This is a genomic window from Streptomyces sp. NPDC026092, assembly GCF_040638605.1.
GTDB lineage: Bacteria > Actinomycetota > Actinomycetes > Streptomycetales > Streptomycetaceae > Streptomyces.
The window spans coordinates 294,394-319,646 of record NZ_JBEZYN010000002.1; the positions used below are offsets into that span (position 1 = coordinate 294,394).

18 protein-coding genes are annotated in these 25,253 nt (G+C 72.4%); 6 read left to right on the top strand and 12 right to left on the bottom strand.

Going from position 1 to position 25,253, the window contains the following annotated elements; all coding sequences use genetic code 11:
- Positions 1-3: 3 nt before the first annotated feature.
- From AB0F56_RS03985 to AB0F56_RS04010, 6 genes are all read right to left on the bottom strand, one after another.
- On the bottom strand, positions 4-1,200 hold the full coding sequence (locus AB0F56_RS03985; protein WP_362003635.1) for a YncE family protein: 1,197 nt from the start codon (positions 1,198-1,200) through the stop codon (positions 4-6).
- Between the two features lie 23 nt (positions 1,201-1,223).
- Positions 1,224-2,045: a polysaccharide deacetylase family protein gene (locus AB0F56_RS03990; RefSeq protein WP_362003637.1), complete on the bottom strand. Its 822-nt coding sequence runs from the start codon at positions 2,043-2,045 to the stop codon at positions 1,224-1,226.
- 395 nt (positions 2,046-2,440) lie between these two features.
- Complete coding sequence (locus tag AB0F56_RS03995; protein ID WP_362004034.1) at positions 2,441-3,043, bottom strand: ATP-binding protein; 603 nt, start codon at positions 3,041-3,043, stop codon at positions 2,441-2,443.
- Between the two features lie 22 nt (positions 3,044-3,065).
- A complete protein-coding gene (locus AB0F56_RS04000; RefSeq protein ID WP_362003639.1) occupies positions 3,066-3,833 on the bottom strand; it encodes an enoyl-CoA hydratase-related protein in 768 nt (255 codons plus the stop codon).
- Positions 3,834-3,909: 76 nt separating this feature from the next.
- Positions 3,910-5,157 (bottom strand): Ig-like domain-containing protein, encoded by a 1,248-nt coding sequence (locus tag AB0F56_RS04005; protein ID WP_362003641.1) that lies wholly within the window; start codon positions 5,155-5,157, stop codon positions 3,910-3,912.
- Between the two features lie 164 nt (positions 5,158-5,321).
- On the bottom strand, positions 5,322-6,542 hold the full coding sequence (locus tag AB0F56_RS04010; RefSeq protein WP_362003643.1) for an Ig-like domain-containing protein: 1,221 nt from the start codon (positions 6,540-6,542) through the stop codon (positions 5,322-5,324).
- 283 nt (positions 6,543-6,825) lie between these two features.
- On the opposite strand from AB0F56_RS04010, the gene glgX reads away from it, so the two are divergent.
- A complete protein-coding gene (gene glgX / locus AB0F56_RS04015) occupies positions 6,826-8,964 on the top strand; it encodes a glycogen debranching protein GlgX (RefSeq protein ID WP_362004036.1) in 2,139 nt (712 codons plus the stop codon).
- 16 nt (positions 8,965-8,980) lie between these two features.
- Here glgX and AB0F56_RS04020 read toward each other — a convergent pair whose 3' ends face one another.
- Genes AB0F56_RS04020 through AB0F56_RS04035 form a run of 4 tightly spaced genes read right to left on the bottom strand, consistent with a single transcriptional unit; the run spans position 8,981 to position 12,608 of the window.
- Positions 8,981-9,631, bottom strand: a complete 651-nt coding sequence (locus AB0F56_RS04020) for a response regulator transcription factor (RefSeq protein ID WP_362003645.1) — start codon at positions 9,629-9,631, stop codon at positions 8,981-8,983.
- The gene (locus AB0F56_RS04025) at positions 9,624-10,943 is read right to left on the bottom strand and encodes a sensor histidine kinase (protein WP_362003647.1); all 1,320 of its coding nucleotides are present in this window, start codon (positions 10,941-10,943) and stop codon (positions 9,624-9,626) included. The genes AB0F56_RS04020 and AB0F56_RS04025 overlap by 8 nt, the downstream gene beginning before the upstream one ends.
- A gap of 19 nt (positions 10,944-10,962) precedes the next feature.
- On the bottom strand, positions 10,963-11,706 hold the full coding sequence (locus AB0F56_RS04030) for an ABC transporter permease (RefSeq protein ID WP_362003649.1): 744 nt from the start codon (positions 11,704-11,706) through the stop codon (positions 10,963-10,965).
- A complete protein-coding gene (locus AB0F56_RS04035; protein ID WP_362003651.1) occupies positions 11,703-12,608 on the bottom strand; it encodes an ABC transporter ATP-binding protein in 906 nt (301 codons plus the stop codon). Before AB0F56_RS04035 ends, AB0F56_RS04030 begins: the two co-directional genes overlap by 4 nt.
- A 168-nt stretch (positions 12,609-12,776) precedes the next feature.
- Between AB0F56_RS04035 and AB0F56_RS04040 the strand changes: the two genes are divergently transcribed.
- The 5 genes from AB0F56_RS04040 (at position 12,777) to AB0F56_RS04060 (ending at position 21,179) form a co-directional block, all read left to right on the top strand.
- Positions 12,777-14,585: an ABC transporter ATP-binding protein gene (locus AB0F56_RS04040; RefSeq protein ID WP_362003653.1), complete on the top strand. Its 1,809-nt coding sequence runs from the start codon at positions 12,777-12,779 to the stop codon at positions 14,583-14,585.
- Positions 14,582-16,423, top strand: a complete 1,842-nt coding sequence (locus AB0F56_RS04045; RefSeq protein WP_362003655.1) for an ABC transporter ATP-binding protein — start codon at positions 14,582-14,584, stop codon at positions 16,421-16,423. The genes AB0F56_RS04040 and AB0F56_RS04045 overlap by 4 nt, the downstream gene beginning before the upstream one ends.
- Positions 16,424-16,825: 402 nt before the next feature.
- Positions 16,826-18,853: a M4 family metallopeptidase gene (locus AB0F56_RS04050; protein WP_362003657.1), complete on the top strand. Its 2,028-nt coding sequence runs from the start codon at positions 16,826-16,828 to the stop codon at positions 18,851-18,853.
- A gap of 96 nt (positions 18,854-18,949) precedes the next feature.
- Positions 18,950-19,603 (top strand): response regulator transcription factor, encoded by a 654-nt coding sequence (locus AB0F56_RS04055; RefSeq protein ID WP_362003659.1) that lies wholly within the window; start codon positions 18,950-18,952, stop codon positions 19,601-19,603.
- 58 nt (positions 19,604-19,661) lie between these two features.
- Positions 19,662-21,179, top strand: a complete 1,518-nt coding sequence (locus AB0F56_RS04060) for a histidine kinase (protein ID WP_362003661.1) — start codon at positions 19,662-19,664, stop codon at positions 21,177-21,179.
- 7 nt (positions 21,180-21,186) lie between these two features.
- Here the strand turns inward: AB0F56_RS04060 and AB0F56_RS04065 are convergent, their stop codons facing one another.
- Both AB0F56_RS04065 and glgP read right to left on the bottom strand, forming a co-directional pair.
- Positions 21,187-22,407 carry an alginate lyase family protein gene (locus tag AB0F56_RS04065; RefSeq protein WP_362003663.1) on the bottom strand — a complete coding sequence of 407 codons (1,221 nt, stop codon included), beginning with the start codon at positions 22,405-22,407 and terminating at the stop codon, positions 21,187-21,189.
- Positions 22,408-22,532: 125 nt separating this feature from the next.
- A complete protein-coding gene (gene glgP, locus AB0F56_RS04070; RefSeq protein ID WP_362003665.1) occupies positions 22,533-25,127 on the bottom strand; it encodes an alpha-glucan family phosphorylase in 2,595 nt (864 codons plus the stop codon).
- Positions 25,128-25,253 lie beyond the last annotated feature (126 nt).

Sequence of the window (25,253 nt, forward strand, 5' to 3'; positions counted from 1 at the left end):
GAGTCATCTGAACACGCCCGTGTGGCCCAGGGAGTAGCGGCCCGGTTGGGGGTAGACCGCCAGGCCGTGCGGGCCGCCGCCCACCGGGATGCGGGCCAGTTGCTTTCCGGTCTTCGTGTCGATCGCGTACACCTCGGCGTCGTAACGGCCCGACAGCCACAGCACCTTGCCGTCGGCCGAGACGCCGCCCATGTCCGGGGAGCCGCCGTCCGGCAGCCGCCACTTCTTCGTCAGCCGGTTCTGGGCGAAGTCGAAGACCGAGATGGAGCCCTCGCCGCGGTTGGGGACGTACATCTCCTTGGAGTCGCGGGAGATGTAGAGGCCGTGGGCTCCCTTGCCGGTCGGCATCAGCTGCGGCGTGGTGAACTTCTCGCCGTCGAGGACCCACATGCCGTGGGCCATCATGTCGGCGATGTAGAAGGTCTTGCCGTCCGGGGAGAGCTTCACGTCCTGCGGCATGGCGCCCTCGAACGGCAGCCTCTGCTGGCCGACGACCTTCATCTTCTCCGTGTCGACCTTCAGGAGCTCGCCGGAGAACTCGCAGGAGACCACGAAGTACCGGCCGTCGGCCGAGAAGTCCGCGTGGTTGACGCCGTAGCAGGAGACCGGGACGGTCTTCTTCCGCTCCATCGTGTGCGGGTCGCGGAAGACCAGCTCCCGGTCGAGCGAGGCCATGACGACGGCGTACTTCCCGTTGGGCGTGAAGTACAGGTTGTACGGGTCGTGGACCTCGACCGGCTTGCCCGCGACACCGGTGGCCGGGTCGATCGGGGTGAGCGTGTGGCCCCGGTTGTTGTTGACCCAGAGGGTCTTCAGGTCCCAGGACGGCACGACGTGCTGCGGCTGGATGCCGACCGGGATCGTCTCGACGACCTTGTACGTCGCCGGGTCGATGACCGAGACCGTGTTGGAGTTGGTGTTCGGGACGTAGACCCGGCTGGGGAAGCCCTTCACCACGGGCGAGAGCTTGCCGGGGCGGTCGGCCGCGTAGATGTCGTTCGGGTCGAGGACCGGCGGCATCCCCGGCAGGCCCGCGGGGGTGGCCTTCTTCGGTACGGCGGGGAGCGCGGCGGCCTCCTCCTTGCCGGCGCCGCCCCGGGGCTCGGGGGCCCGGTCGGCGGTCCCGCACCCGGCGAGCGCGGCGAGCAGCGCGGCGGCGAGGAGGCTCTTCGTGCGCGTGGTCATCGTGCGCGTGGTCATCGTGCGCGTGGTGAGAGGCGGCATCAGGTCAGCAGCTCCGTGGTCGTCACCGCGCGCAGGCCGCGGCGGTCGAGGTCGGCGAGGAGGGGCGGCAGCGCGGCGAGGGTGTCCGCGTAGCCGAGGTGCAGGCTCACCACCGACCCCGGGTGGATCCGTGCCGCGACGTTGCGGACGACGGCCTGGGCGCCGGGCGACGTGTGGTCGAGGGAGTCGACGTCGTACGAGAGAACGTGCGGATAGCCGGCCCGACGGGCGGCCCGCTGGACGACCGCACCGGCGTGCTGGGTCCTCGACGGCCGGAACCAGGTGCCGATGGAGCCGGTGAGGCGGCGCAGCCGGGTGGCGCAGGCGGCGATCTCGGCGTGCGCCTCGTCCTCGGTCATCGCGTTCACGTCGAGGTGGCGCTGGGTGTGGTTGCCGAGGTCGTGGCCGCCGTCGAGGACGCGGCGAGCCAGGTCGGGGTGGGCGTCGAGCCACTCCCCCACGGCGAGGACGGTGACCCGGGCCCCGCCCTTCTCGGCCTCGGCGAGCACGGCGCGGGCGAGGGCGGGGTCGCCCGCGCCGTGGAAGGTGAGGGCGACCCGGGGGCGGTCGCGCGGGCCGCTCGCGATCTCGACCGGCAGCCCGGGGAAGCGGCGCGGGGCCGGCGCATCCGGCGGCCTGGGGGCGGGCGCGGGCTCCCGAGGCGCGGGATCCCGGGACGCAGGGTCCCGGTGCTCGGAGCCTCCGCGCGCGGCGTCCGGTTCCGTGCCGCTGCAAGCGTTCGTGAGGAACCCGGCGGCGGCTCCCGCGAAGGCGGCCGCCGCACCTGCCCGGAGCGCGCCACGACGGTCGGTGAGGGTCACGCGCCCATTAAAGAGGCGATCTGTCTGGAAAATTACGATTGAGCCAATTCAGGACGTTTGCCGCCCCGCGTCCGGTGTCCGGCATGCGGACAAGTCGAGGAAACACCCGGTGAACACCATACTTATTCACCATTTACAAGGTTCGTGCTCCAGGTCACCAATGATTCATTGGCGAACCGTACCGGTTTGACCGATTTTGAACCGATAGGGACTTTTGGCGGCAGAGCCACCTGTCTGCCATAGTCGAAGCCACGACCCCCATTGACCCGGGCCAGGTCGTCGAGCACCGTGGGTTACACCCCCCCCGATCCGCGGCGCTCCATGCATGGAAGCCCCCTCGCGGGGGCTTTTGTGTATCCGCGGCGTATCCGCGGTCGAAGCAGGGCCGGAGACCCTCAGCGGTCCGACACCCGCATCTCGAACCAGGTCGTCTTCCCGCGCGGCTGCAGGTCCACGCCCCAGCGGTCGGAGAGCTTGTCGACGAGGAAGAGGCCGCGGCCGCTTATGTCCAGCTCCTGCACCGGCATCAGACAGGGCAGCCCGCGCGAGGGGTCGCGGACCTCGATCCGGATCCAGCCCCGCCGGCGCAGCAGCCTCAGGGCGAAGACGCGCGCCCCGGTGTGCCGGACGGCGTTCCCGACGAGTTCCGAGACGAGTAAGACCGCGTGCTCCGCGATCTGTGGCGTCAGGGCCCACTGACGGAGCACCACGCACTGCGTGAGCCGGCGGGCGACGGCGGCGGACTCGGGGCGGGACGACAACCGGACGTCGTCCTCGGCCGGATTCCCGTACAACTCCAGTGCCTTGAGGGCCTGTTCGTCCTCGGCTGTCGGTACCCACCGTGCGGCGGTCGCACCGCCGTGCTGCCGCGGTTGTTCCACACCCTCCAGGCCCGCCATGCCCCCATCATGGCCGCACGGACGGGGCCGCGTGGCCGTTCCGGAGGAATCGGTACCCCGGAATCGACAATTCCGGGAGATTCCTCCGGCATATGCCAGCGGCTTGCGGGTTCGGCGGGCGTCAGGCGAACTTGGCCTTGCCCGGGCCCTCCTCGACGAAGCTCCGCATCCCGGTCTCCCGGTCCTCGGTCGCGAACAGGCCCGCGAACCAGGTGCGTTCGATCGCGAGGCCGGTGTCGATGTCGGCCTCCAGACCCTGGTCGATCGCCTCCTTGGCGGCGCGCAGCGCGATGGCGGGGCCCTGCGCGAGCTTCGCGGCCCAGGCGTGCGCCTGCTCGTACACCTCGGCCGCGGGGACGACACGGTCCACCAGACCGAGTGTCAGGGCCTCCTCCGCCTTGACCATACGGCCGGTGAAGATGAGGTCCTTCGCCTTGGACGGCCCGATGAGCCGGGAGAGCCGCTGGGTGCCGCCGGCGCCGGGGATGAGGCCGAGCAGGATCTCGGGCTGGCCGAGCTTGGCGTTGTCGGCGGCGATCCGGTAGTCGGCGCAGAGCGCCAGCTCGCAGCCGCCGCCCAGGGCGTAGCCGGTGACCGCGGCGACGACGGGCTTGGGGATGCGGGCGATCGCGGTGAAGGAGTCCTGGAGCGCGCGCGACCGCTTCACCATGGCCGCGTGGTCCATGTTCTGCATCTCTTTGATGTCCGCGCCGGCCGCGAACACCTTCTCGCCGCCGTAGAGGATCACCGCGCGCACGTCGTCCCGATCGGTCGCCTCCTGGGCCAGCTCGCGCAGCCGGTCCTGTACGGCGATGTCGAGGGCGTTCATCGGGGGGCGGTCGAGGCGGATCGTGCCGACGCCGTCCGCGACTTCGAGGTTCACAGTCATGGGGGCAGGTTAGTCCGCGTTAACGCGAAGGGGCCCGGTGCCGTTGGTCACAGCACCGGGCCCCTTGAAGAGGGAGCTACTTGATCCACTCCGACCAGGACATGTTCCAGCCGTTGAGGCCGTTGTCCGGCTGGATCTGCTTGTCCTTCGAGTTCTTCACGACGACCACGTCACCGATGAGCGAGCGGTCGTAGAACCAGGCCGCCGGGGTGGAGCTGTCGCCCGCGCCCCGCGCGTCGCGCAGACCGACGCAGCCGTGGCTGACGTTGGCGGAGCCGAACGTCCCGGACGAGGCCCAGTAGTTGCCGTGGACGAAGGTGCCCGAGGTGGACAGGCGCATCGCGTGCGGCACGTCCTTGATGTCGTACTCGCCGCCGAAGCCGACGGTGGCGCCGTTCATCCGGGTCACCTTGTACTTCTCGCTGATGACCATCTGACCGTTGTACGTGGTCGTGGACGGCGCGCCCGCGGTGATCGGGATGGTCTTGATGATCTTGCCGTCGCGCTCGACCTTCATGGTCTTGGCGCTGGCGTCGACCGTGGAGACCTGGCGGCGGCCGATGGTGAAGGAGAGCGTCTTCTTCTGCTTGCCGTAGACACCCGGGCGGCCCTCGACGCCGTCCAGGTTCAGCTCGACCTTCACCTTGGTGCCGGCGGCCCAGTAGTTCTCCGGGCGGAAGTCGAGGCGGTCGTTGCCGAACCAGTGGCCCTGGATGTCGACGGCGGGCGTCGCGGTGACCTTGATGGCCTTCTCCACGGCCTCGGGGTCGGTGATGCCCCGGGTGAAGCGGATGGAGACCGGCATGCCGACGCCGACGGTCGAACCGTCCTCGGGCGTGTAGTGGCCGATGAAGGTGTTCTTCGGGGTCAGCGTGGTGAAGGTGGTGTCCTTGGCCGACTCACGGCCCTCGGAGTCCTTCGCGATCGCGTGGACCTTGTACTGCGTACCGGCGGAGAGGTGTCCGACGGGCTGCCAGCTCGCGCCGTCCGCCGCTATCTTGCCCTCGATCTCGGCACCCTTGGTGTCCGCGACCGTGACCGTCGTCAGCTTGCCCTGCTCGGCCGTGACCTTCAGTACGCCGCTGGTCGCGACCGAGACGGCGCCGTCCTTCGGGGCGATCGTGACGACCGCCTGCGAGGCCGCGATCTCCTGCTTGCCGCCGCCGTCCTTGCCCGGCTCCTGCCCGCCCCCCTTGGCGCCGCCGGTGTCCCCGCCACCGCACGCGGTCAGGACGAGGAGCAGCGCTCCCGTCGCCAGCGCCCCCAGGCGGGTGCCGCGGCGCCTCCGTCCGGTGGTCGCTCCGGATATCGGCTGCCCGTTCACTATGGTGTTCTCCCCTCGCACGACCCGGCTAATGCCTGGGCCCCACCCCCGTGCACATCCTCTCGCGCACACGGCGTTAGACAATCACACTGGAAGACACGAAAGTTCCACGCGAATGTCACCGTTCAGTCCCAGTTCGCGTGGGGTTCGGGCAGCCACCCGGGTCAGCGCAGGGCGGAACCCGTCTTCCACTCCTCCCAGTCCATGTTCCAGCCTCCGAGGCCGTTGTCGGGAGCGACCTTTCGGTCACGGGAGTTGACCACCTCGACGACATCGCCGATGAGCGTACGGTCGAAGAACCAGCCCGCCGGGGAGTCCGCGCTGCCGCCCTTCTCGTCCCGCAGGCCCACGCAGCCGTGGCTGACGTTGGCCGAGCCGAAGGTGGAGGGCGTGGCCCAGTAGTTGCCGTGCAGGAAGGTCCCGGACTCGGTCAGCCGCATCGCGTGCGGCACGTCCTTGATGTCGTACTCCCCGCCGAAGCCGACCGTCCGGCCGTCCATCCGGGTCACGTCGTAGAGCTCCGTGACCACCATCTTCCCGTTGTACGTCGTGGTCTTCGGCGCCCCGGCCGTGATGGGGATGGTCGCGAGCAGCTCGCCGTCCTTGCGGACCTCCATGGTGTGCTCGGCCGCGTCGACGAGGGAGACCTGGGAGCGGCCGACCGTGAACCCGACGCGCTTGCTCTGGATGCCGTACACCCCCGGGGCGCCCTCGACGTCGCGCAGGGCGAGGTCGACGGTCACCTTGGTGCCGGGCCGCCAGTACTCCGCCGGGCGGAAGTCGAGCCGCTCCTTGCCGAACCAGTGGCCGACCACGTCGACCGGCGGGTCGGAGGTGACCGTGATGGCCCGCTCGACGGCCTCGCGGTTCTCGACGGCGCGGTTGAAGGAGAAGGAGACGATCATTCCGGTGCCGACAGTGGAACGGTTCTCCGGCTTGAAGTAGCCGATGAACCGGCTCTCGGGGACGACGGTGGTGAACGTGGTGTGCCGGGCGGAGCGCCGGCCGTGCGCGTCGAGCGCCACCGCGTCGACGCTGTACTTGGCCGCGAGGGCGAGCCGGGAGTCCGGCTTCGGCCGCCAGCGCAGCCCGTCCTCGCTGATCGCGCCCGCCACCGCGGTGCGCTGGGCGTCCTCGACCCGGACGACGGTGACCCGTTCGAGCCGTCCGCTGTCGACCCTGATCTCGATCGGTCCCTCGGCCGGTACGCCCTTGCTGCCGTCCTCCGGGCTGACCCGGATGACATCGCCCGGAGCCCGCGCCTTCCCGGGCAGGGGGAGGTCGATCCCACCGCCGCCCTCGCCCGTGCCGGTGCAGCCCGCCACACCCGCCACCAGTGCCGCCACCGCGAGCGCGCGGCCCGCCCGCTTCCATACGTGTCTCACGACCGGCCCAACGACAGCCACCCTCCAGGGGAAACGTGCGTGCGGGTCATGTTGGGAGTACGGCCGTACGGGCAGAACAGGTGGGAGGACCCCGCACGGGGAGCCGCGGCCGGGACGCCGCGGGTCCGCGCCGCGCGGAGCCCGACGAGCCGCGGGAGGCCGACAGGTGTCGAGCGCAGCCGAGCAGAAGGCGGAGGCGGTACCGGACGGAGGGGGACCCACCCCTGCCCCGGAACGGGCCCGGCCGCCCACAGGGAGGTCGGGCGCGGTCTGGCAGGGCCCGGTGTGGCCGGGCGCGCCCACACCGTTGGGAGCGCGCTGCCGGAGCGGTCCCGACGGGGTCACCGGCACCAACTTCGCGCTGTGGGCCGGCGGGGCGGAGGCCGTCGAGCTCTGCCTCTTCGACGCGGACGGGACCGAACGGCGGCTGCCGCTGACCGAGCTGACCCACGAGATCTGGCACGGCTTCGTGCCCGGTGTCGGGGCAGGGCAGCGGTACGGATTCCGGGTGCACGGCCGCTGGGACCCGTGGACGGGCGCCCGCTGGAACCCGGCCAAGCTGCTCCTCGACCCGTACGCGCGGGCGGTCGACGGCGACTTCACGCTGCCGCCGGAGGTGTACGGGCACGTCCGGGACTGGCCGCAGCAGCATGTGGCCGACACCGTCCGGGACGACCGGGACTCCGCCCCGTACGTGCCGAAGGGGGTCGTCGTCCTGGACGACGACGACTGGGCCGACGACCGCAGGCCGAAGACCCCGTGGCCGGACTCGGTCATCTACGAGCTGCACGTGAAGGGGTTCACCAAGCTCCACCCGGGCATCCCCGAGGAGCTGCGCGGCACCTACGCGGGGCTCGCGCACCCGGCGGCCGTCGAGCATCTCGTACGGCTCGGGGTGACGGCGGTGGAGCTGCTGCCGGTGCACCAGTTCGCGCACGAGGACCATCTGCTGCGGCGGGGGCTGCGCAACTACTGGGGGTACAACTCCATCGGCTACTTCGCCCCGCACGCCGGCTACTCCTCCTCGGGGACCACCGGGCAGCAGGTCGGCGAGTTCAAGCGGATGGTGCGGGCGCTGCACGCGGCCGGGATCGAGGTCATCCTCGACGTGGTCTACAACCACACCGCCGAGGCGGGCGAGCTGGGGCCGACGCTCTCCCTGAAGGGCATCGACAACCGCGGCTACTACCGGCTCCAGTCGGACGCCCGCCGGTACGCCGACTACACCGGCTGCGGCAACACCCTGCACGTGGTCCAGCCGCAGGTGCTGCGGCTCATCACCGACTCGCTGCGGTACTGGGTGACGGAGATGGGCGTCGACGGCTTCCGCTTCGACCTGGCGGCGGCGCTCGCCCGCTCGATGCACGACGTCGACATGCTCTCCCCGTTCCTCGCGGTCATCGCCCAGGACCCGGTGCTTCGACGGGTGAAGCTGATCGCCGAACCCTGGGACGTCGGCAACGGCGGCTACCAGGTGGGCGCGTTCCCGCCGCTGTGGACGGAGTGGAACGACCGCTACCGCGACGCGGTACGGGACTTCTGGCGCGGGGCCCTGCCCGATGTACGCGACCTCGGCTACCGCCTCTCCGGATCGAGCGACCTGTACGCGTGGGGCGGGCGGCGGCCGTACGCCTCGGTCAACTTCGTCACCGCGCACGACGGCTTCACGCTGCGGGACCTCGTCACGTACGAGCGCAAGCACAACGAGGCCAACGGGGAGGGCAACCGGGACGGCACGAACGACAACCGGGCCTGGAACTGCGGGGCGGAGGGCGAGACCGACGACCCCGCCGTGCAGGAGCTGCGGCTGCGGCAGCTGCGGAACCTGCTGACGACGCTGCTTCTGTCGACCGGGGTGCCGATGCTGGTCGCGGGCGACGAGATGGGGCGCACGCAGGGCGGCAACAACAACGCGTACTGCCAGGACAACGAGACGAGCTGGCTCGACTGGGCCCTGCCCGAGGACCCGGGGCGGCGCGAGCTGCTCGCCCTGACCCGGCGGCTGCTCGCGCTGCGGCACCGGCATCCGGTGCTGCGCCGCCGTGCGTTCTTCTCCGGGCGTCCGCAGGGCGCGGACGGGCTGCGGGACCTGGCCTGGTTCACGGCGGACGGCACGGAGATGACGGAGGCCGACTGGTACGCGCCGGCGGCCACGCTGGGCCTCTATCTCTCGGGCCGGGACATCCCGGGGCGGGACGAGCGGGGGAAGCAGGTCACCGACGACAGCTTCCTGGCGATCCTGCACGCGGGCCCGCGCCCGGCGGAGTACCGGCTGCCGGGGCCGCCGTGGGCGGAGTCGTACGAACTGGTCCTGGACACCGCCCTGGAGGACCAGACGCACGCCCCGGAGACCGTGTACGCGGGCGGGGCGACGGTGACGGTGGGGGCGCGCTCGGTGTGGCTGCTGCGGGTCGGGGGGTGAGGGACCGGGGGCCTCGTCAGGTGCGGCCGAGGATGCCGCGTTCGTATCCGACCGCCACCGCCGCCGCGCGGTCCTTGGCGCCGAGCTTGCCGAAGATGTGCGTCAGATGGGTCTTCACCGTCGCCTCGCTGATGAACAGCTCGGCGGCGATGGCGCGGTTGGAGGTGCCCTTGGCGACGAGTTCGAGGACCTCGCGTTCGCGGGCGGAGAGCGAGTCGTCGACCGGGGCGGCCGGGGTGCGGACGCGGGAGACGAGGCGGCTGGCGACGGCGGGTGACAGGACCGTACGGCCCTCGGCGGCGGCCCGGACGGCCGCGAACAGCTCCTCGCGCGGGGCGTCCTTGAGGAGGTAGCCGGTGGCGCCCGCCTCGATCGCGGGGAGGGTGTCCGTGTCGGTGTCGTACGTGGTGAGGACGAGGACCCGGGAGCGGGCGCCGCGCCGGGTCAGCTCGGCGATGGCGTCGACTCCGTTGCCGCCGGGCATCCGCAGGTCCATGAGGACGACGTCCGGGTCGAGGCTCAGGGCGAGTTCGACGCCCTGGACGCCGTCGGCGGCCTCGCCGAGGACGCGGAAGCCGGGGTCGGCGGTGAACATGCCGCGCAGCCCGTCCCGTACGACCGGGTGGTCGTCGACGATCAGCAGCGTGGTGGGGGTGCGGTCAGCCATGGTGCACCAACGGTACGCGGGCGGAGATCGCCGTGCCCTCGCCGGGGGCGGTCTCCAGGGTGACGCGGCCGGCGAGGCGTTCGGCCCGGGCGCGCATGCCGTCGAGGCCGAAGCCGCCGCCGCTGCCGGAGGTGGTGCGGGTGGTCCGGGTCGGGACGGCCGCCGGGTCGAAGCCGCGCCCGTCGTCCCGTACGTCGAGGGTGATCTCGTCGCCCATGTACGAGAGGGTGACGCCGGCCCGGGTGGCGCCGGAGTGCCGTTCGGCGTTGGCGAGGGCCTCCTGGGCGATCCGCAGGAGGGTGGCGGCGACCTCGTCGTGGGTCGGTTCCTCGGTGCCCGTGACGGTGAACCGGGTGGTGATGCCCGTCCGTTCGGACCAGGCGGCGACCGATTTCCTGAGCGCCTCGGGGAGCGGGTCGTGCTCCAGGGCGGCCGGGCTCAGGTTCTGCACGGAGCGGCGGGCCTCGCCGAGGCTGTGCCGGGCGAGGTCGGCGGCGCGCTGGACGTGGACCCGGGCGAGCTCGGCGTCGGGGGTGGCCGTGACGACCTGGAGCTGGGCGATGATGCCGGTAAGACCCTGGGCGATGGTGTCGTGGATCTCGGCGGCGAGCCGGCGCCGTTCGTCGGCGACCCCGGCCTCGCGGGCCTGGAGGAGGAGCTGGGCCTGGAGGGCGGCGTTCTCGGCGAGGGCCTGTTCCAGGCGGGCGTTGGTACGGGCGAGTTCGGTGATGGTGGCGGCCCGCTCGACGGCCTTCTCGGCCTCCTTCGTACCGAGGTGGGAGAAGACCAGGGCGAGGAAGGCGTTGAGCGCGAACAGTCCGCCGAAGGCGACCCAGACGACGAGCGAGGTCGGCGGGAGTCCGCCGGCCTGGGCTCCGGCCATGATGACGGCGGTGACGAGGAGCCCGGCCCGGACGAGCCTGCGGGGCAGCAGGTGGGGGCCGTCGAAGTAGCCGATGGAGGCGTGGACGGCGAAGAAGGGGTTGAGCCAGGTGAGCGCGAAGGCGAGGGCGGTGCGGACGGTGTAGTAGGCGGTGGACGCCGGTCCTGGGGCGTCCAGGACGACGGGGGGTCCGTCCGCCGGGTCCGCCTCCGACTCGGGGGGAGCGGGGGCGGCGCGGCGGCGGTGGAGGTCCCAGCCGATCTGGAGGACGAGCGCGGCGGCGGCCAGGGCCGCGGCGGCGAACGCCTCCGTACGGCTCATGTCGATCGCGTCGGCCGCCGTCGCGGCGAGGACCACCGCGATGGCGAGCAGACCGTACGGACCCCAGCGGAAGAACTGGCGCCACCGCTCCTCGACCGTCGTGGCCATCACCCTTGCGTCCCCTCCGTCATTCCCAGCGGAACCAGCGCGCCGCCGTCACGGTGAGGACGGCCGTCCACAGCGCCATCACCCCCAGCGCGACCCACGCGGTCCCCCCGCCCGTCGTCGCGGTGTCGAGGGCCTGCGAGGCGGCGCCGGACGGCGTGAACTGCACGACGGTCCGGAGCATATCGGGCAGCACCTGCACAGGAACCCAGACGCCGGCCGTGAACATCGTCGGGAAGAACACGGCCGAACCGACGGCGTAGGCGATGTTCTGCGTACGGGAGACGGCACAGATGGCGGCTCCGAGGGCCAGGCCGCCGGCGACGGCGAGCACGAGCGCGAGGGCGTACGGGGCGAGGTCCTGCGGCAGCCGGACGGCGAAGGCGAGGCGGCCGACGACGATGACGAGGACGGCGGAGACGAGCGACGCGACCCCGTGCAGCACGATCTGGGCGGTGAGGAGCGCGGCCGGGCGGACGGGAGTGGTCGACATCCGGCGCAGGATGCCGCGTTCGCGGTGTCCTGCGAGGACGGGCGGCATGGCCTGGATGCCGGCCATGATCACGGCGAACAGGACACAGACGGGGACGTAGAGGTCGATGACGCGGCGACCGCCGAGGTCGGCGGAGACCTCGCGGAAGGACGGGATCAGACCGAGGATCACGAGGAGGACGGTCGGCGAGGCCATCACCCAGAACAGGGCGCCGGGTTCCCGGGTGAAGAGACGGACCTCGGTCTTCAGGACCATGGTGGTGGCGGTGCTCATCGCTGGTCGGCTCCCGTCAGGTCGAGGAAGGCGTCGTCGAGGGTGGCGTCGGCGACCCGGAGTTGGCGGGCGGTGACGCCCCGGCGGGCGAGGAGGGCGACGAAGGCGTCGACGGTCGCCTCGGTGCCCTCGACGACGGTCCGCCCGTCCCGGGTCTCCACGGCGGCCGCCGCCGGCAGGGCGCGCAGCTCGGCCGGGTCCAGCGGGGTGCCGGCCGCGAAGGAGATGACCTTGGCGGCGGTGGAGCGGCCGATCAGCCCGTCGGGGGTGTCGAGCGCGGCGAGCCGGCCCTTGTCGATGACGGCGATCCGGTCGCAGAGGCGCTGGGCCTCCTCCATGGAGTGGGTGACGAGCAGGACGGTCACGCCGGAGGCCCGGACGTCCTCGATGAGCGCCCAGGTGTCGCGCCGGGCGCGCGGGTCGAGCCCGGTGGTGAGCTCGTCGAGGACGACGGCGCGCGGGTCGCCGATCAGGGCGAGCGCGATGAAGAGCCGCTGCTTCTGCCCGCCGGACAGCTTCCCGAACCGGCTGCCCAGCTGCCCTTCGAGCCCCAGGCGCTCGACGAGCCCGCGCCAGTCGGCGGGCCGTTCGTAGAAGGAGGCGTACAGCTCCAGGGCCTCGCGGACGGTGATCTTCGCCTGGAGTTCGCTCTCCTGGAGCTGGACGCCGAGGATGCGCGTGACGTCGGCGTGGTGGGCGACGGGGTCGAGCCCGCCGACCCGCACGGTCCCGGCGTCCGGGGTCCGCAGCCCCTCGACGCACTCCACGGTCGTGGTCTTGCCGGCGCCGTTGGGGCCGAGGATCCCGAAGATCTCCCCCTCCTCGACCGCGAAGGAGACTCCGTCGACGACGACCTTGTCGCCGTAGGCCTTGCGCAGGCCCTGTACTTCGATCATTGGCATGGCTCAAGGCTGGCGCGAGCGGCCTCGCGGCGACATCGGCCATCGCGCTCGACCCGCGGTCAATCGATCGGTTGACCGGCGGTACGACCGGCGGGCGTCCGGTGCGACCGCCGGGTGGCCGGAAAACCACATGAGCGGTGTCAGTGGTGAACCGTAGGCTCGCTCGTGATGCCCGGAGAAGATGCAGTCACCAAGAAGTCCGCCGTACGGAACCTGCTGCGCCTGTGGCCGTACGTACGTCCGGTCCAGGGGCGGTTGGTCACGGCCGCCGTGGTCGCGATCGTCGCCTCGTGTCTGTCGCTCGTGTTTCCGCTCGTCCTGAAGTGGATGGTGGACGGGCCCGTCGCCGCGGGGGATCCCGGCGGGGTGTGGCTCGGCGCGCTGTATCTGCTGCTGCTCGGAATCCTGGAGGCCGTGCTCTTCGGGTTCCGGCGGTGGCTGGTGGCGCGGCCGCTCGCCGGGGTCGAGGCGCGGATGCGGGAGGATCTGTACGGACGGCTGCAGCGGCTGCCGATCGCCTTCCACGACCGGTGGGCCTCGGGCCAGCTGCTCTCGCGCGGCACGACCGATCTGATGCTGCTCCGGATGTTCCTGGCCTTCCCGCTGACCTTCCTCGTCGTCAACGGCGTGACGATCCTGGCCGGTTTCGTGCTGCTGCTCGCCCAGGACTGGTCGCTCGGGCTCCTGCTGCTGACCCCCGTGATCCCGCTGGTGGTCCTCTGCTCGCTCTTCGAGACGAAGTACTCGCTCGTCGCGCGCCGCGCCCAGGACCAGGTCGGCGACCTGACGACGGTGGTCGAGGAGAGCGTCCTCGGCATCCGGATCGTCAAGGGGTTCGGGCGCCACCGCAGCCAGGCGCTCGCGTTCGGCGCGCTCGCCGAGCGGCTGCGCGGCACGGAGCTGGTCAAGGCGCGGCTGCTCGCCGGGATCTGGGCGCTCATCACGATCATCCCCGAGCTGGCGATCGGCGCCGCGCTGGTGCTCGGCACCGTCCAGGTGGCCGACGGGCAGCTGTCGGCGGGCACGCTCGTCGCCTTCCTGTCGACCGCGCTCGCGCTGCGCTGGCCGGTGGAGTCGATCGGCTTCCTGCTCGCGATGAGCCAGGAGGCGGCGACGGCGACGGAACGGTACTTCGAGGTGATGGACGCGCCGGAGGAGACGCCGGGGCCGGGCACCGCCGTGCCGGGGGCCCTGGACGGGGTCCGGTTCGAGAACGTCACCTTCCGCTACCCGGACGCGCCGCCGGACGCCCCTCCCGTGCTCGACCGCGTCGACCTCCACATCCGGCCGGGCGAGACCCTCGCGCTCGTCGGCGCGACCGGTTCCGGCAAGACGACGCTCACCGCGCTCGTGCCGCGCCTGCACGAGGCGACCGGCGGGCGGATCCTGCTGGACGGCGAGGACATCGCGCTCATGGAGCGCGAACGGCTGCGCGGGCTCGTCGCGGTGGCCTTCGAGGAGCCGACCCTCTTCTCGGCGAGCGTCGGCACGAACGTGCTGATGGGCGGGACGGCTTCCGGTACGGACTCCGGTGAGGCCTCCGATACGGGAGAGGCCGGCGAACCAGACCTGTGGCGGGCGCTCGCCGTGGCCCAGGCGGACGGCTTCGTCACGGCGCTGCCCGAGGGCACGGACACCCAGGTCGGCGAGCAGGGGCTGAGCCTCTCCGGCGGCCAGCGCCAGCGCCTCGCCCTGGCCCGCGCGGTCGTCGGACGGCCCCGCTTCCTGGTCCTCGACGACCCGCTCTCCGCGCTCGACGTCCACACGGAGGCCCTGGTGGAGGCCGCCCTCCGCGAGGTCCTGCGCGACACGACGGCTCTGGTCGTGGCCCACCGGCCGTCGACGGTCCTGCTCGCTGACCGGGTGGCGCTCCTGTCGGAGGGCCGGGTCGCGGCGGTGGGCACCCACCACGAACTGCTCCGGAGCAACGCCGAGTACGCCTGGCTGATGTCGGGCGAGGGGGCTGAGACACGATGACGGACGCGAAGAAGGCGCCGGGCACGGACGCGCCCGCCGCCGGCGGCGACCCCTTCGACCGGGACGACCTGCCGACCGCCCCCGGTGCCACCGGGGCCCTGCTGCGGTCGCTGCTCTCGGCGCACCGGGCGCGGGTGACGGTCGCCGCGCTCCTGCTGCTGCTCCAGCAGGCGGCGCTGCAGGCGGGGCCGTTGCTCGTCGCGTACGCCATCGACCGGGGCGTGCCGGCCTTCCGGGACGGCGACTACGGGCCGGTCGTGGCCGTCGCCGTCGGGTACGTGATCTGTGCCCTGGCCGGCGGGCTCCTCCAGTACGCCTTCCTGCGCCGCGCCGCGCGCGTCAACCAGGACGTGCTGCTCGATCTGCGTGGGCGGATCTTCCGGCACGCGCAGGTGCTGAGCGTCGACTTCCACGAGCGGTACACCTCGGGCCGGCTCATCTCCCGGTCCACCACCGATGTGGAGTCGCTGCGCGAGCTGCTCGCCGAGGGGCTCCAGGAGCTGATCGGGGTCGTCCTCGCGTTCGTGTACATCTCGGTGATGCTGCTCTGGCTGGACCTGGGCATCGGCGCGGTCGCGGTCGCCTCCTTCGTGCCGCTGTATCTGCTGGTACGGCTCTACCAGCGGCGGGCGGCTGTCGTCTTCGCCGAGCGGTCGACCGCCATCGCGGGCGTCATCGTGAAGTTCGCGGAGACGATGAACGGGATCCGTCCGGTGCGGGCGTTCCGCCGGGAGCGGGCCAACGACGCCGAGTTCGCCGGGCTCAACCAGCGGCACGAGCGCTCCAACGGCGACGCGCTCCTGGAGATGGCCCGCTATGTCGTCGGTTCCCGGCTCATCGCGAACACGGCCGTGGCGGGCATGTGCCTGTGGGGTGCGTACCGGGTCGCGGGCGGAACGCTGGAGCTGGGTGTGCTCGCGGCGGCGGTGCTGTTCATGCGACGCCTCTACGACCCGATCGACCGCCTCGGCATGTTCCTCAACTCGTACCAGTCGGCGGCCGCTTCCCTCGGCAAGATCGCGGGGCTGCTCGCGCAGGAGCCCGGTGTCCCGGAGGCCGTCGCGCCGAAGGAGCTGCCGGCGAGCGGGGGCGGGCGCCCCGGCCGCGAGGTCGTCTTCGACGGGGTGAGCTTCGCGTACCGGACCGGTGGCGAGGTACTCCCCCGCTTCGACCTGACGATTCCGGCGGGGCAGACGGTCGCGGTGGTGGGTTCCACGGGCGCGGGCAAGTCGACGCTCGCCAAGCTGCTCGCCCGGTTCTACGACCCGACGCAAGGCCGGGTGCTGCTCGACGGCGTCGACGTCCGCGAGCTGTCGACGCCCGAACTGCGGCGGGGCGTGGTGATGGTGACCCAGGAGGCGTTCCTGTTCTCCGGGACGGTCGCCGAGAACATCGCGATCGGGCGGCCGGACGCGAGCCGCGAGGAGATCGAGCGGGCGGCGAAGGCGATCGGCGCGCACGACTTCATCGCGGGCCTCCCGGACGGCTACGACACGGACGTACGGAAGCGGGGCGGCCGGATCTCGGCGGGCCAGCGGCAGTTGGTGGCCTTCGCCCGCGCCCTGCTCGCGGACCCGGCGGTGCTGATCCTGGACGAGGCGACCAGCTCGCTCGACGTGCCGGGGGAACGGGCGGTGCAGCGCGCCATGGACACGGTGCTCGCGGGCCGCACGGCCGTCGTGATCGCCCACCGCCTCTCGACGGTCGAGATCGCGGACCGCGTCCTGGTGATGGAGGCGGGCCGGATCGTGGAGGACGGCACACCGGACGAACTCAGCGACGGCGAGGGCCGGTTCGCGGGGCTGCACCGGGCATGGCGGGACAGCCTGGTGGGGTGAGACGCCCAGGACGACTGACTGACCGTCACCTTGACCTGCCGGGGCAAGGGGGCGGAACGAGCCACGCCGCTACGGGATCTCCGGGTGTGGCGCGAATCGTCCGTCGGGCGGTCCGGGCGAGGGTGCGGGTCCGTTCTCAACCCGTGGACGCCTTGCGAATTCGGGCCGCGACGAACACCGCACGACGACGCCCCCATGATCGATGAAACGTCCGGTTAACGAACGCCGGGTTTCGGGCTCCGGACGATTTCCGGCCAAGTTGTTGACGCGCTCCTGACAGATTGCCGTCACGACTGCCACTCTCTCCCCGACTCGTATGAGAGTTCGTGCTCCACAGCTCTGTTTGCACCGCCCGGACGACCCACCCAGCCGTCCGGTACCCCCCTCGCAAAAGGAGTCTGCGTGAGATCCACGCCCAGCCGTCGCGCCACCGCGACCGGCGCTCTGATCGCCGCCGCCGCCATGATCGCGGTCGGCGTCCAGTCCGGTTCCGCGACCGCCGCCGACCCCGGCCTGCCCGTCGCCCCCAAGGCACAGGCCGCCGGACAGGCCAACCCCGGCAAGCTGCCGGCGGACCTCTCCCCGGCCCAGCGCACCGCGCTGATACGCGCGGCCGACGCGGACAAGGCGGCCACCGCCAAGTCCCTCGGGCTCGGCGCCCAGGAGAAGCTCGTCGTCCGTGACGTGGTCCAGGACCGCGACGGCACGACCCACACGCGCTACGAGCGCACGTACGCCGGACTCCCGGTCCTCGGTGGCGACCTGGTCGTCCAGGAGACCAGGGCCGGCGTCACGCAGGGCGTCACCAAGGCCTCCCGCGCCGAGCTGAAGAACGTCGACACGACCGCCGACGTCGCCCCGGCCGCCGCCGAGAAGCAGGCCGTCGCCGAGGCCAAGGCGGAGGGCTCCAAGGAGACCGCCGCCGACCGCGCCCCGCGCAAGGTCGTCTGGATGGCGCAGGGTTCGCCCGTCCTCGCGTACGAGACCGTCGTCGGCGGCCTCCAGCACGACGGCACGCCGAACGAGCTGCACGTCGTCACCGACGCCACCACCGGCAAGAAGCTGTACGAGTGGCAGGCCGTCCACACCGGTACCGGCAACACCCAGTACAGCGGCCAGGTGACCCTCGGCACCGCGCCGTCGTACACGCTGACCGACACCGGGCGCGGCAACCACAAGACGTACAACCTCAACCGCGGCACGTCCGGCACCGGGACGCTGTTCTCGGGCGCCGACGACATCTGGGGCGACGGCACCCCGCAGAACGCGGAGACCGCGGGCGCGGACGCGCACTTCGGCGCCGGGGTCACCTGGGACTACTTCAAGAACGTGCACGGCCGCTCCGGCATCCGCGGTGACGGCGTCGGCGCGTACTCCCGCGTCCACTACGGCAACGCGTACGTCAACGCCTTCTGGCAGGACTCCTGCTTCTGCATGACGTACGGCGACGGCGCGGGCAACACCAAGCCGCTCACCTCGATCGACGTGGCCGCGCACGAGATGTCGCACGGTGTCACCTCGAACACCGCCGGCCTGGTCTACAGCGGTGAGTCCGGCGGTCTGAACGAGGCCACCTCCGACATCTTCGCGGCGGCGGTCGAGTTCTACGCCAACAACGCCTCGGACAAGGGCGACTACCTCGTCGGCGAGAAGATCGACATCCGCGGCAACGGCACCCCGCTGCGGTACATGGACAAGCCGAGCAAGGACGGCTCGTCCAAGGACGCCTGGTACTCGGGCATCGGCGGCATCGACGTCCACTACTCCTCGGGCCCGGCGAACCACTGGTACTACCTGCTCTCCGAGGGCAGCGGCGCGAAGACCATCAACGGCGTCAACTACGACTCGCCGACCTCGGACGGCCTGCCCGTCACCGGCATCGGCCGGGACAAGGCCTCGCTGATCTGGTTCAAGGCCCTCACCACGAAGTTCAGCTCCAACACGAACTACGCGGGTGCCCGTACGGGTACGGTCGCGGTCGCCACCGAGCTGTACGGCGCCGGCAGCCCCGAGGTCCTGGCCGTCGAGCACGCCTGGGCCGGCATCAACGTGGGCTCGCGCCCCGGCGGCGGCAACCCCGGCGGCAAGGTCTTCGAGAACGCGGCCGACGTGTCCATCCCGGACAACGGCGCCGCGGTGACCTCCACGGTCAACGTCACGGGCGTCACCGGCAACGCGCCGGCCGCGCTCAAGGTGGACGTGGACATCGTCCACACCTACCGCGGTGACCTGATCGTGGACCTCGTCGCCCCCGACGGCTCGGTCTACAACCTGCACAACCGGACCGGCGGCAGCGCCGACAACATCGTGCAGTCCTACACCGTGAACGCCTCCTCGGAGGTCGCCAACGGCGCCTGGAAGCTCCGCGTCCAGGACCGGGCCGCGATCGACACCGGCTACATCAACAGCGTCAAGCTCACCTTCCCGTAAGGGCCGCCGCAGCGGCTCGCGCAGCGCGAAGTGAGTGAGGGAAGCCCCGGGGGCCGTGCCCCCGGGGCTTCCCCGCGTCTGCGTAGGGTGGCACGCATGATCAGGGTGCTGCTCGCGGACGACGAGACGATGATCCGGGCCGGGGTCAGGGCGATCCTCGCCGCCGACCCGGGGATCGAGGTGGTCGCGGAGGCGGGTGACGGCCGGGAGGCCGTCGAGCTGGCGCGGCGCCATCTGCCGGACGTGGTCCTGCTCGACATCCGGATGCCCCGGCTCGACGGGCTCGGGGCGGCGGAGGAGCTGCGGCGGGCGGTGCCGGACGCGGCGGTCGTGATGCTCACGACGTTCTCGGAGGACGAGTACATCGCCCAGGCCCTCGGCTCGGGCGCCGCCGGCTTCCTGCTCAAGTCCGGTGACCCGAGGGAGCTGCTCACGGGGGTACGGGCGGTGGCCGCCGGGGCCGCGTTCCTCTCCCCCGAGGTCACCCGGCGGGTCATCGCCCACCTGCCGACCGGCCGGCTCTCGCGGGCGGCGGAGGCGCGCGAGCGCCTCGACCCGCTGACGGCCCGGGAGCGCGAGGTGGTGGCCCTGGTCGGCGCGGGCCTCTCGAACGCCGAGATCGCGGCCCGCCTGTACGTCGTCGAGGGCACCGTGAAGGCCCACGTGAGCGCGGTCCTGTCCCGCCTCGGCCTGAAGAACCGGGTCCAGCTGGCGATCCTGGCGTACGAGGCGGGGCTTGTCGAGGGCTGAGGGGCGCCCTCACTTTCGTCGGGGGCGCCCGGGCGTCGTCGTCCGGCAAGCTGGGCCGATGCGCGGTGAACGACTCCGGGACCTGTTGCTCGATCTGGGCCTCTGGGGGCTGCTCGCCACCCCCGTGCTGCTGCGGCTCGACCCGAACGACGGCGGCTCCTGGGGGCAGGTCGTCGTGGGGATCTTCGTGCTCGGCGTGGCCGTGGCGTGCTGCCGGGGCCTGCCACTGGTTTCGCTGGGCCTCGCGGTCGGTCTGAGCCTGGCCACGTCACCGGAGCTGTTCACCCCGGCGTACGCGCTCGCGCTCGTCGTCTTCGGCTACCTCGCGGGCCGGCGGCAGCAGCGGCCCACCTGGGCCGCGCCGGCCCTGTTCGCGACGGTCGCCGCGCTCGGCTTCGCGCTCGTGCCGCTCTCGGACGGGAACGTCTCCCAGGGCTTCACCGTCGTTCTCGTCCTCGCGCTCGCGATCGTCGCGCCCTGGCTGACGGGCCGGTACGTGCGCCAGTACACCCGGCTCGTCCGGGCCGGCTGGCAGCTGGCCGCCCGCATGGAGCGCGAGCAGGAGGCCGTCGCGGACCGGGAGCGGCTGCGCGAACGGTCGCGGATCGCGGGCGACATGCACGACTCGCTCGGTCACGACCTCGCGCTGATCGCGCTGCGCGCCGCCGCTCTGGAGGTCGATCCGGCGCTCGGCGCGCGGCAGCAGGCGGCGGCCGGGGAGTTGCGGGTGGCCGCCGCCGACGCGACGGCCCGGCTGCGGGACATCATCGGGGTGCTGCGCGAGCCGGGCGCGCCGACCACCCCCGTCGGGGAGACGGTCGAGGAGGTCGTGGAGCGGGCCCGCGCGTCCGGTCTCGGGGTGGAGCTGACGCGGCGCGGGCCGGACGGCGCGACCCCGCCGATGGTCGACCGCGCGGTCCACCGCCTGGTGGTGGAGTCCCTCACGAACGCGGCCAAGCACGCGCCCGGAGCCCCGGTCCGGGTCGTCCTGGAGCGCACGGCGGACACCGTCACGGTCGCCGTCTCGAACGGGGCGGCCGACGGCGGCCCCGCCGCCTCGGGCGGCACCGGGCTCGTCGGGCTCGACGAGCGGGTGCGGCTCGCCGGGGGGCGGTTGAGCCATGGGGCGCGGGCGGACGGCGGGTTCGTCGTACGGGCGGTGCTGCCCCTGGAGCCGGGGAAGGCCACGCCCGTACCCGTCGCCGCGCCCACGTCCGTACGGGAACGGGAACAGGCGCGGCGGGAGGTGCGGCGCGGGCTGGCGCGGGCGATCTGGATCCCGCTCGCCCTTGTCGCCGCGCTCGGTGTCGTCATGCTGGCCTTCGGCCTGTGGACGCAGTCCCGGTCCTTCCTGGACCGGGACGACTACGCCGGCCTCCGCGTCGGCGCACCGCTCGCCGCCGACTCCGAGGAACTCCCGCCGCACCCCCTGGACGGGCCGCCCGCCGACGCCCCGCCCGAGCCGCCCGGGATGGACGCCTGCCTGTACTACCGGGCGACGATGACGGCCTCGGTGCCCGTCTACCGGCTCTGTCTGGTCGACGGGCGCCTCGCCGACAAGGCGATCGTGGGGTGAGCCCGCGTCAGCTCGGGTTCCCCGCGTGGGTCAGGGTCTCCCAGGAGACGAAGTAGTTGTCGGTGCCGGAGGGCCGGTGGGACTCGGTGTAGGTCTTGGTGTTGGTCATCCCGATCCCCATGCGGCCGTTCAGCGCGTTGTACCCCATCTCCGTCACCCGACCGAGGCCCGGCTTCACCGTGCCGCCGCAGAGCCAGGACGGGACGGCCGTGCCGTTCTCGTACTTGGTGTGGAAGCCCAGCGCGTGCCGCAGCCGCTCGGAGACCTGGGGGTAGAGGTCGGCGCCCTGGATCCGGCTGGTCTCGGCGGTGTGGACGGCAGCGGCGAGGCCCCAGCCGGTGTGGCCGAAGTCCCTGCAGGTCTCCTGGGAGATGCCGTCGGCGAAGGTGGACTGGCCCTGCCAGTACTTCACGATCTCGTCGCGGGTGTCGATGGAGCTGTTCGGCGGCGGCTTCGGCGTGGAGCCGTCCGAGGCCAGGTAGATGTAGGCGGGGACCCGGCCGAGGTAGGTCTTGACGGCCTTGTCGTAGGCCGCGCGGTCCTCCAGGTGGACCGCGATGCCGATCGCGGCCTCGGTCATGATGAGTTCCCAGTTGCCGTTCTTGGTCGCGGCGCCGTTGATGACCTCGGGCAGGTAGACGTTCCGCAGCATCGTCGCGAAGCGGCCGGAGTTGGCCCAGCTGCCGGTGTACGTGTGCTTGATGATCTCGGCGGCCCGGGGCCAGGAGGAGCCCGCCCAGCCGGTCTGGAGCGGGGCGTTGGAGTTGGTGTGGTCGGTGATCACGGCCGACCAGGCGTCCATGATCGCGATCGCCTTCTGGGCGTGCCGGTCGTCCCGGGTGATGTACCAGGCCAGCGCCTGCGTGTACGCGGCGACCGCGTCCTGCCGCTCGTCCGTGCAGCCGTGGTTCGGGTTGGAGGACGAGCCGCACTCGACGATCGCGCGGGGCTTGGGCGCCCGGCTCAGGGAGGCGTACGGGCTCGCCATCATCTGGTCGTACGCGCCCTTCCAGGGCTGCGCGCCCGCCTGCACCTTCGCGCGGACGAAGTCGAGTTGGGGGCGGGAGACGACGACGCCGGGGTGGGTGAAGGCCGCCGGGGCGGCGGCCTTCACCGGAGCGGGCGCGGGCACGGCTTCTTCCGCCTGGGGCGGGCCGGCGACGGCCGTCGACGTGACCGTGACGGCGACGGCCGCCGTGAGGGCGAGGACCAGGGCTCTGAGGCGCATGTGGGGGGTGCCTTTCGTTCCTGTATGTGAATGCCGGGCGGAGGATTGAACTCCGCGTCGAGCGTGGAACTTAAGGGCACCCCATGGACACGTCAAGACCTTGGTTCAGACCACAGGCCGACAGCTCACCTCAGGAGCACGCCCGCCCCCTCCCCCGTGCACTCCGTCGGCAGGGTCACCAGGCCCAGCTCCGCCGCGGACGCGAGCAGCGGGTGGGCCGGAAGCACCCGGACCGTGCAGCCGAAGCAGCCCGTACGGTCCAGGACCAGCGAGCCCTCGTAGAGCTGCCTGCCCTCCAGGTCGGGGCCGCCCACCGGCTTCAGGACGCAGATCCGGGTCTCCACCAGCGCGTCGTCCGGGGTGACCCGGCCGGCCACCGCCTGCACCTCCACGTCGTCGGGGCCCAGTTCACCGAGCGCCACCCGGACCCGTACCGCCGTCGTCGCGCCCAGCTCCGCGTCGGCCAGGTCCTCGTCGAGCTCGCCGACCTCGATGTGGTCGAGGGCGACCTTCGGCCAGCCGCCCCGCGCCCGGGACTTCCACGCCGCGAGCTCCCGCGCGGCCGCCGGGGCGAGCGCGCGGTGGGCCAGGGCAGCCGGGGCGTACAGCTTCTCGACGTACTCGCGCACCATGCGGTCGGCGAGCACCTTCGGGCCGAGGTCCCGCAGCGTCCTGCGGACCATCTCCGTCCAGCGGACCGGCACCCCGTCCGGGCCCCGGTCGTAGAAGCGGGGCGCGACCCGGCGCTCGATCAGCTCGTAGAGCGCGGCCGCCTCCAGGTCGTCGCGGCGCTCCTCGTCCGTCGCCGCGGCCCCGTCGGCCGTGGGGATCGCCCAGCCGAAGTCGGGCTCGAACCACTCGTCCCACCAGCCGTCCAGGACCGAGAGGTTGAGGCAGCCGTTGAGGGCGGCCTTCATCCCGCTGGTGCCGCAGGCCTCCAGCGGGCGCAGCGGGTTGTTGAGCCAGACGTCGCAGCCGGGGTAGAGCTTGCGGGCCATGGCCATGCCGTAGTCGGGCAGGAAGACGATCCGGTGCCGCACCCGGGGGTCGTCGGCGAACCGCACCAGCTCCTGCACGAGCCGCTTCCCGCCGTGGTCGGCCGGGTGCGCCTTGCCCGCCACCACGAGCTGCACCGGCCGCTCGGGGTGGAGCAGCAGCGCCCGCAGCCGGTCGGGGTCGCGCAGCATCAGCGTGAGCCGCTTGTACGAGGGGACCCGGCGGGCGAAGCCGATGGTGAGCACGTCCGGGTCGAGGACGGAGTCGGTCCAGCCGAGTTCGGCGGCGCCGGCCCCGCGCTGCCGCCAGGAGCCTCGCACCCGTTCCCGTACCTCGGTCACGAGCTGTTCGCGCAGGGTCCTGCGCAGCTCCCACAGCTCCCGGTCGTCCGCCCCCTCGGCGCGCCGGCCGACCTCGGGCGCGGTCCAGGTCGGGGCGTGGACGCCGTTGGTGATGGAGCCGATCGGCACCTCCTCCGGGTCGAAGCCCGGCCACAGGCCGCCGAACATCGCCCGGCTGACGGAGCCGTGGAGGGTGGAGACACCGTTGGCCCGCTGGGCGAGCCGCAGGCCCATGGCGGCCATGTTGAAGAGCCCGGGTTCGCCGCCGAGCGGGGTCTCGTCCCCGAGCGCGAGGATCCGCCCGACGTCGACACCCGGCAGCTCGCCGTCCTCGCCGAGGTGGCGGGCGACGAGGCTCCGCTCGAAGCGGTCGATGCCGGCGGGTACGGGGGTGTGGGTGGTGAACACCGTCCCGGCGCGGACGGTCTCCAGGGCCGCGTCGAAGTCCAGGCCGGCCCCGGCGAGTTCGCGGATGCGTTCGAGTCCGAGGAAGCCCGCGTGGCCCTCGTTGGAGTGGAAGACCTCGGGCGCCGGGGTGCCGGTGAGCCGGCAGTAGGTGCGCACGGCGCGGACGCCGCCGATGCCGAGCAGCATCTCCTGGAGCAGCCGGTGCTCGCTGCCGCCGCCGTACAGCCGGTCGGTGACCTCGCGTTCGGCGGGCGCGTTCCCCTCGACGTCGGAGTCGAGCATCAGCAGCGGTACGCGGCCGACCTGCGCGGTCCAGATGTGGGCGTGCAGGCCCCGGCCGCCGGGCAGCGCGAGGGTGACCCGGGCGGGGGTGCCGTCGCTCTCGCGGAGCAGGGTGACGGGCAGCTCGCCGGGGTCGAGGACGGGGTAGTGCTCCTGCTGCCAGCCCTCACGCGAGAGCGACTGGCGGAAGTAGCCGTGCCGGTAGAGCAGACCGACGCCGACGAGCGGGACGCCGAGGTCGCTCGCGGCCTTGAGGTGGTCGCCGGCGAGGATGCCGAGACCGCCGGAGTACTGGGGCAGGGCGGCCGCGACCCCGAACTCGGGCGAGAAGTACGCGACGCTCGCGGGCAGCCGCGCACCCTGCCCCTGCTGCTCCTGGTACCAGCGGGGGGCGCGCAGATAGTGGTCGAGGTCCTCGGCCGCGGCGCGCAGCCGGGCCAGGAACTCCTGGTCGTCGGCGAGCGCGGCGAGCCGGGCGGCGGAGACGGAGCCGAGCAGCCGGACCGGGTCGAGGTCGTCGGCGCTGCGTTCGCCCGCGCGGCCGGCCTGGTCGGCGTGGTCGGGGTCGACGGAGCGGAAGAGTTCCCTGGTGGAGTCGTGCCACGACCAGCGCAGGTTCCGCGCCAGGTCGGTGAGGGGTCGAAGGGAGTCGGGGAGGACGGGACGCACGGTGAATCGACGGATTGCCTTCACGCGTTCCACCTTCGCAGGCGAGTACGGAGCGGAGCCGACGCACCACGCTGTGCAGCCGGTCTGTGCATCCACCGAAGGTAGGCCACCCCGGCCTCCCGGGCCACGGCGCGCGGGGGTGGTGCCGTG